The following is a 16118-nucleotide window of genomic DNA, read 5'->3' as shown; positions in this document are numbered from 1 at the left end:
GGTGCGGCTCAGGCGTGGAAGGGCAGGCCCGCGTCGGCGGCCAGGTCCAGGTCGTCGCCCTCGGGCGGCGGCAGCAGGGTGGCGGAGCCGTCACTGACGGGGACCACGCCGAGTTCCAGGAGTTCGGCCATGGCGGCGCTGCCCGCCATGTCGCGGACCTGGAGCTGGTAGCGGGGGGTGGTGCGGTAGGTGCCGCCGGCCTCGTCGCCGGTGCGCTGGAGGAACCCGGACTCGGTGAGGAAGGCGGCGGCCTTGCCGACGATGCCGGTGGTGGAGCCGGCGAGGCGGCGGGCGTCCTTGGTGGCTCCGGTGGCGCTGCGGCGGGCGTAGACCCGCCAGGCGGCCTCCAGGCCGGGGGCGTCGGAGGCGGGGTCGGTGTTCTCGCCGAGTTCCTCGGCGCGCTCCTCCAGACGGCGGCAGGTCTGGCGGACGAAGGCGTCGACGCCGTTGACGGTGACGCGGCCGATGTACCCGTTGTCGGCGAGGTCCTCGGGACGGGGGAAGGCCAGGGCGGCGACGGCGAGGTGGGCCAGGCCGTGCAGGAAGCGGTCGCCGCCGTCGGCGGCGGTGCGGCGGGCGTAGTCGCCCATGCGGACGGCGAAGACGGAGTCCTCGTCGGCGGCGACGGCCATCCCCGCGCGGGGGGACACCTCCAGGACGACGAGGCCGAGGCCGGTGGCGACGGCGTCGGCGAGCCGCCCGAAGCCGGGCTCCTCGCGGTAGCGGCGCAGCAGCTCGGAGTACTCCGCGTCGCGGGCGGGCAGCAGCCGGGGCTGGAGTCCGAAGGCGACGAGGCGGGCCGCGTCGGCGGCGTCGGCGGGCGTGACGGATCCGGCGGCGGGCGCGACGGGGGACGGCGGCGCGTCGGACTCGCTCCACGCGGGGTGCGGCTCGCTCCACGCGGGGCGCTCGGCGTGGTGGTCGCTCACTGGTACGTCTCCTCGGCGGTGCGGTGCGGGGTCGGTGCGGTGGGGGTGGCGGCCCGGGGGCGGCGGCCTGTCTGCGGCAGCGCGCGGCCGCGGGGCGGGACGGCTCCGGAGCGGCCGGGCCCGGGGGCGGACGCCGTCGGGGCGGTACGGGGGCCGGGCTCCGGCGCGGGCCGGCGCGTCCCGGTTCCCGCGCCGGCGGGGCGCGGGCGGGGCCGGGTCACGATGCCTCCGCGCGGTCGGCGGCCATGCCGGCGGCGTCCAGGAGGGCCGTGCCGACGATGAGGTCCGCACCGCCGAACTCCGGGTCGTCGAGCTCGGTGCCGTCGTCCACCGCGAAGAGCATCCGCTCCTCGCCCTGGCGGTACGCCGTGCCCACCGCCGGGCTCGCGGCGTGGACGGCCAGCAGGGCCACCAGGTAGGGCAGGTCCGGGTCGTCGCGCCGGGCCTCGGCGAGCAGCCCGGACAGCCGGCGCGGGGCGTCGTGCGGGAGGTCCAGGAGCCGCGTGGCGCGGGCGAGCTGCTCCTCGCTGAAACGGCTGTCGTCGGGGGTGGCGATCAGGTCGGGCTCCGGCATCTCCACGCCGAGGTGCTCCCGCTCCACGGGCGGGGTCAGCAGGATCTCCACCAGGTCGGCGACCCGGACCGAGACGGGGGTGCGCAGCCCGGTGCCCGCGGCGAAGAAGGCGTCGGTGACCCGGGTGGCGTGCTCCAGCGGCAGCGGCAGCAGGGGGGCCACGAGCTGCCCGTAGAGGTCGATGCCGGACCGCGGGGCGGGCGCGGCGAAGGCCTGGCGGTCCTGTTCGGCGCGGAAGAGCGGGCCCGCGTCGAGCAGCCGGGACTGGAGCTGGGTGTGCCGGCGGATGCAGTCCTTGACGATGTCGACGAGCTCGGCCGCGCGCCGCTTGTTGTCGGGGTCCTCCGCCTCGTCGCGCGCCTTGCGGATGTTGGTGAGGATCGCGTTCTCGTGCCGGTAGCGGTCGGCGACGTGGTCCAGGGCCTCGGCGATCATGTCCGGGACGGCCCGGAGCCAGTCCACGGCGCGGACGTTGCGCCGGGTCGCGTCGAGGGTGCGGCGCAGCGTCTCGGCGTACTGGACGGTGCGGTACCGGGCCTGCTCGGCGGCGAGCTGCGCGTCCGCGAGCCGGCCGCGGCTGATCAGCACCTCCAGCTTGACCTCGGCGGCGATCTGCGCGCTGGTGACGTCCGTGTCGAGCGCGCCGACCAGGACGTTGACCGCCTCGTCGGTGGTGCGCAGGTACACCGCGCCGCCGTAGCCCGGGACCTCCTCGATCAGCTTGAAGTCGTAGTCGCGCCGGACGTACACGCCGTCCGGGCCGAAGGTGCCGTAGATCGCGCGGAAGCCGCGGTCCACGCTGCCCACGTTGATCAGGTTCTCCAGCACCCAGCGCGCGACGCGCTCGTGCTCGGCCGCCGGGCGCGCGGGGGCCTGGGCGGCGACGCGCGGCAGCAGGCGGGCCACTATCTGCTCGTGGTCGGCCCCGGTGTCGAAGTCCATGTTGAGCGTGACCAGGTCGATCGCCGACAGCGCCACCTCGGCCATGGCGTAGACCCCGTACTCGCCGGCCAGATTGGCCTTGCGGACGTCGAGGTCGTGCAGCGGGGCGGTACAGGCGAGGGCGCGCAGCCGACGGGCCAGGCCCTCGTCGGCGGCGGGGCCCGGCGCCGGGGACGGGAGGGTCTTCGCCGGGGCAGGGAGAGTCACGACGGAAAGACTAGGCGGTGTCACGGACAACATCCCAAACGGCATGGTTCGGCCGGATCGTCCCCGCCGTCGTGGAGGGACGCGCGTGCCCTGTTCTACGCTCGCCGCATGGCTTCCATGATCACATCTCCCGCGGGCCCGATCGACCTCAACGCCGACCTGGGCGAGGGTTTCGGACGGTGGACGCTGACCGACGACGCGGCCCTGCTGTCCGTGGTCACCAGCGCCAACGTGGCCTGCGGCTTCCACGCGGGCGATCCCTCGATCATGCGCCGGGTCTGCGAGCGGGCCGCCGAACGCGGCGTACGCATCGGCGCCCAGGTCTCGTACCGCGACCTGGCGGGCTTCGGACGGCGCTCGATGGACGTGCCGCCCGGGGAGCTGGCCGACGAGATCGCCTACCAGATCGGGGCCCTGGAGGTGTTCGCCCGCGCCGCCGGGTCCCGGGTGTCCTACGTGAAGCCGCACGGCGCCCTCTACAACCGCACCGTGCACGACGCGGCCCAGGCGGGCGCGGTCGTCGCCGGGATCCGGCTCGCCGCCGGGGAGGCCGGGCTGCCGGTCCTGGGGCTGCCCGGGTCGCTGCTCCTCGCCGCCGCCGGGGAGGCCGGACTGGAGCCCGTGCCGGAGGCCTTCGCCGACCGGGCGTACGCGCCCGGCGGGACGCTGGTCCCGCGCGGCGAGCCGGGGGCGGTGGTCCACGACCCGGACGCGGTGGTCGCGCGGGCGGTGGGGATGGCCGCCGAGGGCTCCGTGACCGCCGCCGACGGAAGCCGGATCGCCGTGGCCGCCCGCTCGCTGTGCGTGCACGGGGACACCCCGGGGGCGGCGGAGCTGGCCCGCCGGGTCCGGGACGCGCTGGGCGCGGCCGGGGTGCGGGTGGAGGCCTTCGCGTGAGGGCCCTGGTGGTGGGGGCGCGGGCCCTGCTGGTCGAGGTGGACTCGGCGGACGAGGTCGCCGCGCTCCACGCCGAACTGCTGCGCCGCCGGGACGCGGGCGAGCTGGACGGCGTACGGGAGGTGGTGCCGGCCGCCCGGACCGTGCTCCTGGACGGCGTACGGCGGCCGGCGGCACTGGCGGCCCGGATCGCGGACTGGGAGGTGCCGCCGCTGGCGGGGACCGAGGGGCCGCTGGTCACCGTCCCCGTACGGTACGACGGCCCGGACCTCGCGGAGGTGGCCGCGGCCTGGGGCGTCGCCCGGGAGGAGGTCGCGGGGCTGGTCGGCGCCACGGTCTTCCGGGTGGCCTTCTGCGGGTTCGCCCCCGGCTTCGGCTACCTGACGGGGCTGCCGGAACGGCTGTGGCTGCCCCGGCGGGCCACGCCCCGCACGGCCGTCCCGGCGGGTTCGCTGGCGCTGGCCGGGGAGTACGCGGGGGTCTACCCGCGCTCCTCCCCCGGCGGCTGGCAGCTGATCGGGTCCACCGACGCGGTGCTGTGGGACCCGGCGCGGGAGCCCGCGGCGCTGTTCGCGCCCGGGGTACGGGTGCGGTTCACGGAGGCGGGGACATGACGGAGCTGCTGGTGCTGCGGGCGGGCGCCCTGACCACCCTCCAGGACCTGGGCCGCCCCGGCTACGCCCACCTGGGCGTACCCCGCTCGGGCGCCCTGGACACCGCCGCCCACGCCCTGGCCAACCGGCTGGTGGGCAACCCCGCCGGCGCCGCGACGCTGGAGACCACCTTCGACGGGGTCACGCTGCGCGCCCTGTCCCCGGTCACGGTGGCCGTGACCGGGGCTCCCTGCGCGGTACGGGTCTGCGGGCGCCCGGCGGCCTGGGGTGCGCCGGTCCGGCTGCGGGCGGGGGCGGAGCTGGACGTGGGCCGGGCGGAGTCCGGGCTGCGCGGCTACGTCGCGGTGCGGGGCGGGTTCGCCGTCCAGCCGGTGCTGGGCAGCCGCGCGACGGACCTGCTCTCGGGGATGGGCCCGCCGGTCCTGTCGGCCGGGACGGTGCTCCCGGTGGGCCCCCCGGGGCCGGACCCGGTGTCCGGGGCGGACGCCCTGCGGGTGCCGGCCGCGCCCGGGGCCCCGGGGGTCCCGGCCGAACTGGTGCTCCCGCTGCGGGTGGGGCCGCGCGCCGACTGGTTCACGGGGGCTTCGCTGGCCCGGCTGCTGTCCGCGCGCTACCGGGTGTCGGCGGCGTCCAACCGCATCGGCCTGCGCACCGAGGGGGGCCCGCCGCTGGCCCGCACCCGGGGCGGGGAGCTGCCGAGCGAGGGGATGGTGCTGGGCGCGGTCCAGGTGCCCCCGGACGGCCTGCCGGTGGTGTTCCTGGCCGACCACCCGGTGACCGGCGGCTACCCGGTCGTCGGCGTGGTCCCCGAAGGCCCGGCCCTGAACGCCGCCGCCCAGGCCCGCCCGGGGGTGGGGGTTCGGTTCGTGGGGGCGGGGTGAGGGGCGGGGGCTACCGGGGCATGCCCTCGTCGGGGCGGGGTCGGGTGCGGCGGGACTCGATTTGGTCCGTGTCAGGGAGGGTTTGGGGGTTTCCCGTCAGTCTCATCGTCCTTCCGCGTCGGGCCGGGCTGTCAAGGGCGCTCCTTCGTCGCGTCGCTTCGCGATGGCCTTCGGCCGTCGCTTCGCGATGGCCTTCGGCCACCCTTGACAGCCCGTCCCGCCACGGAATGCCAAAGACTGCCGGGAAACCCCCAAAAGAACGGTCACGGGGGATGAGAGGGAGGGGCGGGTGGCTCAGTGACGTGCGAGCCATCTCCGCCCAGTCCCGCATTCCGGCCCCGAACAGCCATCGGCCCGAGGCCCGGGCCGGCCCAGACCACCCGACACGACGACCACAGCGACCAACGGACCCCACGAGGACCCCACGGGCGCGTCAGATCGCTACGCGCTTCGCCCGGCATAGCGGCTGCTGGCCGTCTGGGGCTGGTACCCGCACGGAGGGACGGTGGGATGGGCGGGGGGCGCTAGGAAGCGGCCCGGGCGAGCAGGGAGGCGATGACGAGGTGGTGGAAGGGCTCGATGAGCCTGAAGTAGAGGCGGCCGACCGGCCTGTTGAAACGGACGACCGTGGTGCAGACGCCTTCCGGGCCCGATCCATCGGGCCCGGGCCGCACCGCGAACGAGGCACGGAAGGACAGGTGCTTGTCGTCGTCGCCGCAGAGGATCTCGTCCTCGCGGACCTCCAGGACCGTGAAAGGTCCCTTCCTGACGCCCGGTTCGATGCGGATGTCCTGTGCCGCCGTACGCTCCCGCACCCGCAGACCGAAGGGAGCGACCAGCCTGTCGCGTACGGCCATCAGCCGGCCCGTCCACCGTGGAGGGCTCGACAGGAGCAACCGGGTGAAGCCTTCGGCGTTCGTCCCCGGCGGAAGGTCGACGGCTACCGCGTCGACGTGGTCGTACGAGACCAGGCTCGCACCTGCCGCTTGCACCACGGGTAGCACATTCCTGCGAACTGCCTTGGCCATGAGGCCATTAGCTCACACGTCCACCGACCCGCTCGCCCCGGGGCTCTTCGCAGCCATGCTGTCTATGTCCAGCCCCGGACGGGCAGCGGACGCTATGCCGGGCGAAGCGCGTAGCGATCTGACGCGCCTGTGGGGTCCGTTGGTCGTTCTGGCCGCCGTGTCGGGTGGTCTGGCTGCCCCCGGCCCGGAATCTGAGGGACGGGAGCCGCATCTCGGGTCCACCCGGGCGGGGCGCCCCCCGACCCCGACCGCCCACCAGCCCCTACACCGGCGACTCCGGCGCGATGCGGCTGCGGACCGCCGACTGGACGTCCTCTTCCTCCGCCGGGTCCGCCGCCAGGCGGCGCAGGCGGGGGGCGACGCGGGCGTCGGCCGTCTCCGCGTGGCGGGCCGCGACCTCGCGGGTGGTCTCCTCGCAGTCCCAGAGGCATTCGACGGCGAAGCCGGCCGCGAAGGTCGGGTCCGTGCTCGCCAGGGCGCGGGCGGCGCGCCCGCGCAGGTGGGAGGAGGCCGTCTCGCGGTAGACGTGCCGCAGCACCGGGGCCGCGCAGCCGATGGAGAGCCGGCCCGCGCCGTCGACGAGGGCGAAGAGCCGGACGGTGTCGGGGCCCGAGCCCCGGACGGTGGAGCGCAGGGCTCCGAGGACGAGGCCGGCGTCGTCGGCCCCGCCGCGGGCGGCCAGGAGGGCCGCGGCGGCCGCTCCCAGGGCGTCGGGGCGGTGCACCCAGAGCCGGGCCCGGTCGAGGGCGGCGGGGCCGCACATGCGCTCGTAGGCGGCCACGGCGGGCTCGTCCCCGGCGGCTTCGATGAGGTCCAGGACGGCCGGGTTGTCCGGTTCGGCGAGGACCAGGTGGTGCAGGGCGGTGGCGCGGGCGGCCTCGCCGTCGGCTCCGGCGGCGGCCGCGAGGATGGCGGAGCGGTCCTCGGGCGTGGCCACGGCGGCGAGACAGCGCGCGGCGGGCACGTGCAACGGCGTGCCGCGGCGCAGACCGTCGGCGGCCCAGTCGAAGACGGCCTGGACGCCCCAGCCGGGCCGGGGGCCGCTGGGGGTCAGCTGGCGCTGCCAGCGGTCGAAGGAGCCCTGCTGGCGGGCGGCGCGCAGCCGCTCCCCGTACAGCGGGGACTCCTCCCACAGGCACCACGGGCGGGGCTCGTAGGCGTCGCGGACCGCGCTGGCGAGCCGGGCGTCGCCCTCGGGGGTGCCGGGGAACCGGGCGAGGACGGGGTCGGCGAGGGAGCGCAGCCCCTCGTCGTCGTCGCGCAGGGCGAGCTCGTCCAGGGCCCACGCCCAGTTGGCGCCGGAGGCGGCGTAGCGGCGCAGCAGCGCGGTCGCGTCGTCGCGGCCGTACGAGGCCAGGTGGCCGAGGACGGACAGGGCGAGGCCCGTGCGGTGGTCCTCTTCGTCGACGAGGTCGTCGAGGCTGAAGAGGTGCGCCTCGATCGCGCCGAGCGGGCCGTCGAGGTCCAGGTACAGGCGGGCGTAGTACAGGGAGCGGTTCTCGACCTGCCAGTCCTGGCGCGGGTCGCGGAGCACGCACTGGTCCAGGGCCGCGAGGGCCTCGGACCGGGGCGCCGCGAGCGCGTGCAGCGTGCCGTCGCCGCGGCCCCGCTGGAGGAGCCCGAGCAGGGTGCCGCTTGGCGCTATGACTGGTTCGAACATGGGAATGGCCTCAAATCAAGCTGGGGACGCAACCGGGAATCGGGATTCACAGGGCCGCGTAACAGCATGTGAGGACGTCCGCCGTCATGTTCCGCTCGATGTAGACCATTGCCTTCTCACTCTCGTCGGTGCTTCGCGACCCTGGCGGCCGGTGTGGCAGGGGTGGGTATGGACACCCGTCGTGTCCAGCCCGCTCCTGCCCGTCCGTCATGTCCGCGAATCGAATCCGACGCCATGATGACCCAGGCGGTTTGTGTGCCGCGACCACATTTAAGGCCGCCGTGACCAAGCCGTGAGGTCTCGGCCCGCTCCTGGGCGGGCGGGGCCCGGGAAAAAACCGGATTACCGGGCTCCGAAGAGTTCCAGCAGGTCGGCCTTGGCGAACATGCGGGCGGTGTCCACGGCGGAGGGGGTTCCGGCGTTCGGGTCGGCCCCGCCGGCGAGGAGCGCGCGGATGACCGCCTCCTCGCCCTTGAAGACCGCGCCGGCGAGCGGGGTCTGGCCGCGGTCGTTCGCCCGGTCGGCCTCGGCGCCGCGCTCCAGGAGGGCCGTGACGGCGTCGGCGTGGCCGTGGTAGGCGGCGAGCATCACGAGGGTGTCGCCGCGGTCGTTGGTGAGGTTCGCGGGCACCCCGGCGTCGAGGTAGGCGGCCAGCGTCCCGGTCTCGCCCTGGCGGGCGAGGTCGAAGATCTTGGTGGCCAGCTCGATGACGTCCGCGTCGGGAGCGCCGGCCGCGTCGTCCGCCTGTGCCGCTTCGGCCGCGCCGGCCGGGTTTTCGTCGGTGCTGCTCATCAGTCGTGCCGCCTTTCACTCACTGCTTGTCGCTCGCCGCTTCGGCAAGAGTTTCCCCAGGCCGGGCGGGCCGTGGGGGCACGGCGCTGCGTCCGTGCGGGTGAATCGTCAGGGTAGCGCCCGGTGGGGGACATGAGGGGGCCGGTCCGCGGCAAGGATGCCGGTCGGCGGCGTGCGCACACCGTGTGCGGCGGGCGCGCCAGTCGGGAGGGGCCGGGACGGTGAAAAAGCTAAGGATTCACCCGTATGCACCTTTTGTCGCATTGATACTTCCTGTGAGCCTGGAAGTACTGATGGTGACCGTCCCCACCCACCAGGAGAACGTCTCATGGTCCTGTCCATCTCAGGTGTCGTCCTGCTCGGCATCATCTGCTTCCTCTTCTTCAAGAAGGACGGGATGAAGCTGACCCACGCCTTCGTCTGCGCGCTCTTCGGCTTCTTCCTCGCCGGCTCCGCCATCGCCCCCAGCATCACGGCGAGCACGGCGAGCCTCGCGAGCCTGCTCGGCGGGATCAAGCTCTAGACCGCCCCGTCCCGCTCCGTCCCCGCACCACCACAACTCCAGGAGACGACCGTGGCACGGCGCCCACTCCCCCGAATCCTCAGCAGCGGCACCGCGTCGCTCGCCCGGGGCCGCGACTTCGCTCGCACGGCCGCCGACAGCGCCACGGACGTCCTCCATCCGCTCCTCGTCATCGGGCGCGGTCTGCGCATCCTGGCCGCGGCCGGGCGGCGGAAGTGGACCGCGACCCCCAAGGACAAGCGCGGTCCCGCGCTGTTCCTGGGAGCCGCCTGCGTCCTCGTGGTCGCGCTCCTCCCCTACGGCCCCCTCGCCGCCCTGATCTCCCTCATGGCGGCGGCGGCCTGGCAGGGACGCGACCGCACCCCGGTGAAGACCGGGCCCAGTGACGCCGAGACCGAACGCCTCGGATCCCTCTACGAGGCCCTCGTGCCGTACTTCTCCGTCCCCGAGGACCCGAGTCCGCTCTTCACGCACGGCGGCGACTGGGACGGGGCCTTCGACGACTACGCCTTCGACGAGGCCGGCCGGGTCACCCGGCTCCGCATCCGCTACCCCGCCTACTTCCCCGACGGCGAGGCCGCCTCCCGGGCCCGCGTCGAGGCGCTGCTGCACGCCAAGTCCGGTCGCGGGCGGGAGTACCGCTTCGACTGGGACGAGGAGGGCAACCAGCTCGACCTGCGCGTGCTGGCCCCGCTGCCCACCGGGATCGCCGCCCAGCCCTTCGTGACCTCGCCGGGCGAGACCGTCCTCGGCTTCACCGACCCGGCGGGGGTCCGGCGCACCCTGCCCGTGGTCGAGGGCGACGACCCCCGTGACGAGCCCGCCGTGGTCTGGCGCACCGGCCCCCGCTCCACCGAGCCGCACCTGCTGGCCGTCGGCCAGCCCGGCAGCGGCACCTCCACCCTGCTGCGCTCGATCGCCCTCCAGGCCCTGCGCCACGGTGGCGACGTCATGATCGTCGAGGGCGGCGGCAGCGGCGAGTACTCCTGCCTGTCCGGCCGCGCGGGCGTACTGGCCGTCGAGTGCGGGCCCGGCGGGGCGCTGTCCACCGTCGAGTGGGCCGCCCACGAGACCGAACGCCGCCTGATCGCCACCCACCGGGCCCACGAGGCGGGCCGGCCCGCCCCCGAGGACACCCGGCGCCCGCTGTGGATCCTGCTGGACCGGCCCAGCGTTCTCGGTCACCTCGCGGCCGCCGAGGGCCGCCCGGACCCCCTGGCGCAGCTCCAGGTGCCGCTGCGCCACGGGCGCGCCGCGCACGTCACGGTGGTGGTGGCCGAGCAGTTCGACCATCTGGAGCTGCTGCACGACGCCGTCTGGCAGCACACCCGGGCCCGCGTGGTCCTCGGGCCGGCGTCGGTCCAGCAGATCACCGACGCCCTCGGGCTGCCCCCGCACACCACCCCGCCGGCGCAGCCGCCGCCGGGCCGCGGGTACGCCCGGCTCGGTACGGGGCCGGTGCACCGGCTCCAGGTGCCCGCGACGCCGGACCCGTACGAGGACGGCACGCACCCGGGCCACCGCCAGGCGGTCCTGGAGCTGCTCCCCGAGCGGCAGGCGCCGGGTCCGGGCGGCGGGGAGGACCGGGTGACCCTGTCCAAGACGCTCCGGGTCCAGCCCCCGGCGCAGGCGCCGGGTCCGTCGATCGACGCCTCGGAGATCCCGGAGGTCCCGGCAGAGGCCCCGTAAGGCCTGTAGGTCCCGCAGGCCCCGCAGGCCCCGTTACGCGACGAACGTGCGCGGCGGCTCCGCGCCGCTGCCGCCCGCTCCGGTGCCGACCAGGCGGGCCGCCGCGGCGAGCCGGGCGGCGGCCTCCTCGGCCACGGGGCCGCCCACGGTGAACGGCAGCCGTACGTACCCCTCGAAGGCCCCGTCCACCCCGAACCGGGGGCCCGAGGGGACGCGCACCCCGACCCGCTCCCCCACCTCGGCCAGCCGGGAGCCGGACAGGCCGCCCGCGCGGGCCCACAGGGTGAGCCCGCCGCGCGGTACCTCGAACTCCCATTCCGGCAGCTCCCGGCGGACCGCAGTGACGAGCGCGTCCCGGTTGTCGCGGGCCTGCTCCCGGCGGATCCCGACGGCCTCCTCCCAGCCGCCGGTCCGCATCAGCCAGTTCACGGCGAGCTGCTCCAGCACCGGCGTGCCGAGGTCGGCGTAGGCGCGCGCGGCGACGAGGCTGCGGATCACGTCCGGGGCCGCGCGGACCCAGCCGATCCGCATCCCGGCCCAGAAGGCCTTGCTGGCGGAGCCGACGGTGACCACGGTGGAGCCGGCGGGGTCGAAGGAGCAGACCGGGCGCGGCATCTCCAGGTCCGGGTCCAGCCGGAGTTCCGCCATCGTCTCGTCGGCGATGAGCACGGTGCCGGCGGAGCGGGCGGCCTCGACCATGGCCCGGCGCTGCTCCTCGGAGGCCAGCGCGCCGGTGGGGTTGTGGAAGTCGGCGACGACGTAGGCCAGGCGCGGGGCGGCGTCGCGCAGCACCTGCCGCCAGACGTCCATGTCCCAGCCGCTCAGGCCGTCGCCCATGGCCACCGGCACCAGGCGCACCCCGGCGGCGCGCATCAGCTGGAGGATGTTGGCGTAGGAGGGGGATTCGACGGCGATCCGCTCGCCCCGGCCGGCGAAGAGGCTGCAGATGGCGTCGATGGCGCCCATCGCGCCGGTGGTGACCATGATCTGCTCGGGCATGGTCGGGATGCCGCGTTCGGTGTAGCGGTCGGCGAGCATCCGGCGCAGTGCGGGCAGTCCGGCCGGGTAGTCGCCGTGGGTGTGCGCGTAGGGCGGGAGCTCCTCCAGGGCGCCCTGGACGGCCTTGGTGAGCCAGGGTTCGGGCGCCGGGAGGGCCGCGCAGCCGAGGTCGATCATCGAGCCGAGGGATTCCGGCGGCAGTGGCTCCAGGCCCCTGGCGGGGAGCGGGTTCCCGGCCGGTACGGAGGTCCAGCTGCCGGCGCCCCGGCGGGATTCCAGGAAGCCCTCCCCGCGCAGGGCCTCGTAGGCGGCGGCGACGGTGGTCCGGCTGACGGAGAGGGCGACGGCCAGTTCGCGCTCGGCGGGCAGCCGGGCGGCCACGGGGACGCGGCCTTCGAGGACGAGCAGCCGGATGCCGTCGGCCAGGGTGCGGTAGGCGGGTGACTTGCGGGCGCCGGGCGCGCCGGGGCGGTCCTGCTGCGAGGTGATGAGACGGGCGAGCTGTGCGGCACCGACCGCTGAGGTCCACTGAGCCATGGAGTCCGGTCCACCTTCATCGAATTGGCCTCGGGGGGCGGGGTCCGGGGCCGGTATTGGATTGGTTCCGCGGCCCCAGACTGCCACGGCGGGGTCCGTCCGGGCCAGATGGGGGTGGGGTGACCGGTGCGCCGGGGCGGGCCCGTTCACCCTGCGGCCACGCGTCCGCTCCCGTCCCGGGGAGGACAGCGGGCATACTGCGCCCGTGACTCACGTACGCCTGCGCCATCCGTATCTGGACCACCCCGCTCCGATTCCCTTCGCCCACCGGGGCGGGGCGGCGGACGGGCTGGAGAACACCGCCGCCGCCTTCCGCCGGGCGGCCGCCGCCGGGTACCGGTACTTCGAGACGGACGTGCACGCGACGGCGGACGGGAAGCTCGTGGCCTTCCACGACGCGACCCTGGACCGGGTCACCGACGGGCAGGGCCGGATCCGCGAGCTGCCCTGGAGCCGGGTGCGCGAGGTGCGGGTCGGGGGGACCGAGCCGCTGCCGCTGTTCGAGGAACTGCTGGAGGAGTTCCCCGAGGCCCGCTGGAACGTGGACATCAAGGACGAGTCGGCCCTGCACCCGCTGGTGAACCTGATCGCGCGGGCCGGCGTCTGGGACCGGGTGTGCGTGGGCTCCTTCTCGGAGAGCCGGGTGGCCCGGGCGCAGAAGATCGCCGGTCCGCGGCTGGCGACCTCGTACGGGGTGCGCGGGGTGGTGGGACTGCGGCTGCGCTCCTTCGCGATCCCGGCGGCGCTGCGCGTGGGCGCGGTGGCGGCGCAGGTGCCGGAGACGCAGGCGGGCATCCGGGTGGTCGACCGGCGCTTCGTACGGACGGCGCACGAGCGCGGACTCCAGGTGCACGTCTGGACCGTGAACGAACCGGAACGCATGGAGTCTCTCCTGGACCTGGGTGTCGATGGCATCATGACCGACCGGATCGACATCTTGCGGACGGTGCTGGACCGGCGCGGGGCCTGGGCCTGACGAGCCCGCGGGCCGCCGCGCCCGGTGCGGCGGCCGACGCGTACGGGGACCTGCGAGGGGGCGCTCATGACCGAGCGGACGGAAACAGAAGCGGAATCCGGTGCGGACGACGGCAGAGCCGCCGCCGCGCGCCGGCGGGAACAGCACGGCTGGTACTTCTACGACTTCGCCTGCTCGGTGTACTCCACGAGCGTGCTCACGGTGTTCCTCGGTCCGTACCTGACCGCCGTGGCCAAGGCCGCGGCGGACGCCGAGGGCTACGTCCACCCGCTGGGGATCCCGGTCCGGGCCGGGGCCTACTTCGCCTACGCCGTGTCGGCCTCGGTGATCGTGGCGGTGCTGATCATGCCGCTGGTCGGGGCGATGGCGGACCGGACGGGCCGCAAGAAGCCGCTGCTGGCGGCGGCCGCGTACACGGGGGCCACGGCGACGGCGGGGATGTTCTTCCTCGGCGGCGACCGCTACCTGCTGGGCGGGCTGCTGCTGGTCGTGGCGAACGCCTCGCTCTCGCTGTCGATGGTGCTCTACAACGCCTACCTGCCGCAGATCTCCACCCCGGACGAGCGGGACACCGTCTCCTCGCGCGGCTGGGCCTTCGGCTACACCTCGGGCGCGCTGGTGCTGGTGCTGAACCTGGTGCTGTTCCAGGGCCACGACTCCTTCGGGCTCTCCGAGGGCGCGGCGGTGCGGATCTGCCTGGCGTCCGCCGGGCTGTGGTGGGGCGCCTTCGCGGTGATCCCGCTGCGCCGGCTGCGCGACCGGACGGTGGTGCGGGAGGCGGGCGCGGGTCCGGCCGTCAGCGGGTGGCGGCAGCTGGTGACGACCTTGAAGGACATGCGGCGCTATCCGCTGACGCTGTCCTTCCTGCTGGCGTACCTGATCTACAACGACGGCGTGCAGACCGTGATCTCCCAGGCGTCGGTGTACGGCTCGGAGGAGCTGGAGCTGGAGCAGTCCACGCTGATCGTGGCGGTGCTGCTGGTGCAGGTGCTGGCGGTGGCCGGCGCGCTGGCGATGGGCCGGCTGGCCGTGTCGTACGGGGCGAAGCGGACGATCCTGGGCTCGCTGGCCGCGTGGGCCCTCACGCTCGCGGCGGGATACTTCCTCCCCGCCCGGACGCCGGTGTGGTTCTTCGCCCTCGCCGCCATGATCGGGCTGGTGCTGGGCGGCAGCCAGGCGCTGTCGCGCTCGCTGTTCTCGCACCTGGTGCCGGCGGGCAAGGAGGCCGAGTACTTCTCCGCCTACGAGATGAGCGACCGCGGGCTGAGCTGGGTGGGACCCCTGGTCTTCGGCCTGACGTACCAGCTCACCGGCAGCTACCGGGACGCGATCATCTCGTTGGTGGTGTTCTTCGCACTGGGTTTCGTGCTGCTCGCGCGGGTGCCGGTGCGGCGTGCGGTGGAGGCGGCGGGGAATCCTGTTCCCCTGCGCGTCTGAGCGCGCTCCGGGGCCGGATCCGACCCCGGAGGGCCCCGGACCCACGAACGAATTCCGAACGAATTTCGACGTTGAAGCAAAGGGCCGGTAGTGTACGCCTTTGGCCTGCCAGGCGGACCGTTACTGCGCACGCGCAAAGCGTGGACGTTGGGTGACATCTGCTGCCAGATGTGACAAAACGGGCATTGGTGGGTACAACAAGGGGCGGCACGACGGGCGACGCATGACCCGGAGCGGGAATCTATACCGCCGACCGGACGTTGACCGGATGACGACGACAGCGACACCTGTCCTGTGGGCGACAAGCCCGGGAGGCACGATTCATGAGTGAGCGAGCTCTCCGCGGTACGCGGCTCGTGGTTACCAGCTACGAGACGGACCGCGGCATCGATCTGGCCCCGCGCCAGGCGGTGGAGTACGCATGCCAGAACGGACATCGATTTGAGATGCCGTTCTCGGTTGAGGCAGAAATTCCGCCGGAGTGGGAGTGCAAGGCGTGCGGCGCCATGGCACTCCTGGTGGACGGGGACGGGCCCGAAGAGAAGAAGGGCAAGCCTGCGCGAACGCACTGGGACATGCTCATGGAGCGACGCACCCGCGAGGAGCTGGAGGAAGTGCTGGCCGAGAGGCTGGCGGTCCTGCGTTCCGGCGCCATGAACATTGCCGTGCATCCGCGGGACAGCCGCAAGTCCGCCTAGCCGGGGACGGGAACACGCAATAAGCCGAGGGGCCCCGCCACATCTGTGGCGGGGCCCCTCGGCTTGCTCCGTCAGGGGGTGAGCGGCGGTCGCCGGTCGGTCTCCGGGCCGCCCGCGGGCCGGTCCTCGCGGATGACCTCGCCCTGGACGACCTTGCCGTCGGGGTAGTGGATCCGGGCCTGCGTGAAGGCGTCGCCGAGGCCGCCGGGGGCGGCCGAGGTCATCCTGCGCTCCAGGCTGCGCCCGGCCCTGCGGGCCACGAAGGTGCGCACGGGCGGCAGCAGCAGGAGCAGGCCCGCCACGTCGGAGAGCAGGCCGGGCACGATCAGGAGCAGTCCGGCCAGCATCATCAGGCCGTTGCCCGAGCCCTTGGCCGCCTGCGGGGTCGGCACCTCGCCGGCCATCGCCTGCGCCTGGGCCTGCTGGAAGGTCTGGGTGAGGTTCTGGAAGGCCCGCCGCCCGGCGCGCTTGATGACCACCACGCCGAGCACCAGCCCGCCCGCGAGCAACGCGGCGACGGTGACGCCGCCGGCCGCTCCCGCGACCAGGCCGAGCAGCCAGATCTCCAGGATGAGCCAGGCGGCGAACGCCAGGGGAACGAAGGTACGGGCGGGCGAGCGCCGTCGAGGGGCCGCAGGAGTGCCGGTCCTCAAAGAACCAGTGCCGGTCGTCATGACATCCAGTGTGCCCCGTCCGGGTTAAAAGCGGCCTCAGTCGGAGGTACCGGACATCCCC

At 74.6% G+C, this 16118-nt stretch carries 16 protein-coding genes; 8 read left to right on the top strand and 8 right to left on the bottom strand.

Annotated elements, in window-relative coordinates:
• Nucleotides 1-8: 8 nt before the first annotated feature.
• The 3 genes from SLAV_RS30635 to SLAV_RS30625 are packed head-to-tail and all read right to left on the bottom strand — an operon-like array spanning nucleotide 9 to nucleotide 2697.
• On the bottom strand, nucleotides 9-929 hold the full coding sequence (locus tag SLAV_RS30635; protein ID WP_030240647.1) for a hypothetical protein: 921 nt from the start codon (nucleotides 927-929) through the stop codon (nucleotides 9-11).
• A complete protein-coding gene (locus SLAV_RS30630; RefSeq protein WP_030240648.1) occupies nucleotides 926-1150 on the bottom strand; it encodes a hypothetical protein in 225 nt (74 codons plus the stop codon). Before SLAV_RS30630 ends, SLAV_RS30635 begins: the two co-directional genes overlap by 4 nt.
• Nucleotides 1147-2697: a hypothetical protein gene (locus SLAV_RS30625; RefSeq protein WP_234333937.1), complete on the bottom strand. Its 1551-nt coding sequence runs from the start codon at nucleotides 2695-2697 to the stop codon at nucleotides 1147-1149. The genes SLAV_RS30630 and SLAV_RS30625 overlap by 4 nt, the downstream gene beginning before the upstream one ends.
• Before the next feature lie 63 nt (nucleotides 2698-2760).
• Here SLAV_RS30625 and SLAV_RS30620 point away from each other — a divergent pair, with 63 nt between their 5' ends.
• Genes SLAV_RS30620 through SLAV_RS30610 form a run of 3 tightly spaced genes read left to right on the top strand, consistent with a single transcriptional unit; the run spans nucleotide 2761 to nucleotide 5044 of the window.
• The gene (locus SLAV_RS30620; protein ID WP_100660996.1) at nucleotides 2761-3549 is read left to right on the top strand and encodes a LamB/YcsF family protein; all 789 of its coding nucleotides are present in this window, start codon (nucleotides 2761-2763) and stop codon (nucleotides 3547-3549) included.
• Nucleotides 3546-4163: a 5-oxoprolinase subunit B family protein gene (locus tag SLAV_RS30615; protein ID WP_030240658.1), complete on the top strand. Its 618-nt coding sequence runs from the start codon at nucleotides 3546-3548 to the stop codon at nucleotides 4161-4163. Before SLAV_RS30620 ends, SLAV_RS30615 begins: the two co-directional genes overlap by 4 nt.
• On the top strand, nucleotides 4160-5044 hold the full coding sequence (locus SLAV_RS30610) for a 5-oxoprolinase subunit C family protein (protein ID WP_030240660.1): 885 nt from the start codon (nucleotides 4160-4162) through the stop codon (nucleotides 5042-5044). Before SLAV_RS30615 ends, SLAV_RS30610 begins: the two co-directional genes overlap by 4 nt.
• Nucleotides 5045-5568: 524 nt before the next feature.
• Here the strand turns inward: SLAV_RS30610 and SLAV_RS30605 are convergent.
• From SLAV_RS30605 to SLAV_RS30595, 3 genes are all read right to left on the bottom strand, one after another.
• Complete coding sequence (locus SLAV_RS30605; RefSeq protein WP_051841496.1) at nucleotides 5569-6039, bottom strand: DUF2867 domain-containing protein; 471 nt, start codon at nucleotides 6037-6039, stop codon at nucleotides 5569-5571.
• A gap of 295 nt (nucleotides 6040-6334) precedes the next feature.
• Nucleotides 6335-7732 (bottom strand): hypothetical protein, encoded by a 1398-nt coding sequence (locus tag SLAV_RS30600; RefSeq protein ID WP_030240666.1) that lies wholly within the window; start codon nucleotides 7730-7732, stop codon nucleotides 6335-6337.
• A gap of 342 nt (nucleotides 7733-8074) precedes the next feature.
• On the bottom strand, nucleotides 8075-8524 hold the full coding sequence (locus SLAV_RS30595; RefSeq protein WP_234333938.1) for an ankyrin repeat domain-containing protein: 450 nt from the start codon (nucleotides 8522-8524) through the stop codon (nucleotides 8075-8077).
• 328 nt (nucleotides 8525-8852) lie between these two features.
• Between SLAV_RS30595 and SLAV_RS30590 the strand changes: the two genes are divergently transcribed.
• Entirely contained in the window at nucleotides 8853-9047 is a 195-nt protein-coding gene (locus SLAV_RS30590; RefSeq protein ID WP_007262923.1) for a hypothetical protein, read from the top strand.
• A gap of 51 nt (nucleotides 9048-9098) precedes the next feature.
• On the top strand, nucleotides 9099-10736 hold the full coding sequence (locus SLAV_RS30585; protein ID WP_030240673.1) for a membrane protein: 1638 nt from the start codon (nucleotides 9099-9101) through the stop codon (nucleotides 10734-10736).
• Nucleotides 10737-10769: 33 nt separating this feature from the next.
• Here the strand turns inward: SLAV_RS30585 and SLAV_RS30580 are convergent, their stop codons facing one another.
• Complete coding sequence (locus tag SLAV_RS30580) at nucleotides 10770-12272, bottom strand: SCO1417 family PLP biosynthesis transcription factor (protein WP_030240676.1); 1503 nt, start codon at nucleotides 12270-12272, stop codon at nucleotides 10770-10772.
• Nucleotides 12273-12477: 205 nt separating this feature from the next.
• Here SLAV_RS30580 and SLAV_RS30575 point away from each other — a divergent pair, with 205 nt between their 5' ends.
• The 3 genes from SLAV_RS30575 to SLAV_RS30565 all read left to right on the top strand — a co-directional run bounded on the left by SLAV_RS30575 (nucleotide 12478) and on the right by SLAV_RS30565 (nucleotide 15383).
• Complete coding sequence (locus tag SLAV_RS30575) at nucleotides 12478-13248, top strand: glycerophosphodiester phosphodiesterase family protein (RefSeq protein ID WP_030240678.1); 771 nt, start codon at nucleotides 12478-12480, stop codon at nucleotides 13246-13248.
• Between the two features lie 66 nt (nucleotides 13249-13314).
• A complete protein-coding gene (locus SLAV_RS30570) occupies nucleotides 13315-14685 on the top strand; it encodes an MFS transporter (RefSeq protein ID WP_030240682.1) in 1371 nt (456 codons plus the stop codon).
• Nucleotides 14686-15008: 323 nt separating this feature from the next.
• Nucleotides 15009-15383, top strand: coding sequence for an RNA polymerase-binding protein RbpA (locus SLAV_RS30565; protein ID WP_007262928.1), 375 nt, complete (start codon nucleotides 15009-15011; stop codon nucleotides 15381-15383).
• Nucleotides 15384-15454: 71 nt separating this feature from the next.
• Here SLAV_RS30565 and fxsA read toward each other — a convergent pair whose 3' ends face one another.
• Nucleotides 15455-16057: an FxsA family membrane protein gene (gene fxsA / locus SLAV_RS30560; protein WP_100660995.1), complete on the bottom strand. Its 603-nt coding sequence runs from the start codon at nucleotides 16055-16057 to the stop codon at nucleotides 15455-15457.
• Nucleotides 16058-16118: the final 61 nt, after the last annotated feature.

Origin of the sequence: Streptomyces lavendulae subsp. lavendulae (genome assembly GCF_002803845.1) — a bacterium.
Taxonomy (GTDB): domain Bacteria; phylum Actinomycetota; class Actinomycetes; order Streptomycetales; family Streptomycetaceae; genus Streptomyces; species Streptomyces lavendulae.
This window is presented reverse-complemented; position numbering and strand designations above follow the sequence as displayed.